Source organism: Vibrio sp. 10N.222.49.C9 (genome assembly GCF_041474985.1).
Classification (GTDB): Bacteria; Pseudomonadota; Gammaproteobacteria; order Enterobacterales; family Vibrionaceae; genus Vibrio; species Vibrio crassostreae_C.
On record NZ_JBFRVD010000525.1, the window covers coordinates 1 to 260 of the forward strand.

A 260-nucleotide genomic window follows, 5' to 3' on the forward strand; every position below is an offset into this window, starting at 1 on the left:
CTGCAACGTCCACTTTCTATCTTTATGATTGAGGACATTGAACTCAATATCACTGTGGCGCGCTCGTTGATTAATAGCTTTGGCCATTCGGTTGATGTGGCAATGACAGGCAAAGAAGCCTTGAGTAAGTTTGAACCCACCAAATACGACATCGTGCTGCTGGATATACAATTGCCGGATATGACAGGGTTTGATATCGCTAAAGAGCTACAAAGTCGCTATACAAACCTGCCTCCTATCGTTGCGCTAACAGCTAACCT

At 44.6% G+C, this 260-nt stretch carries 1 protein-coding gene; it reads left to right on the forward strand.

Annotated features, from left to right (window positions below; translation table 11 throughout):
• The coding region (locus AB4585_RS24295) for a response regulator (RefSeq protein ID WP_372171313.1) at positions 1–260 on the forward strand (260 nt) is incomplete at both ends.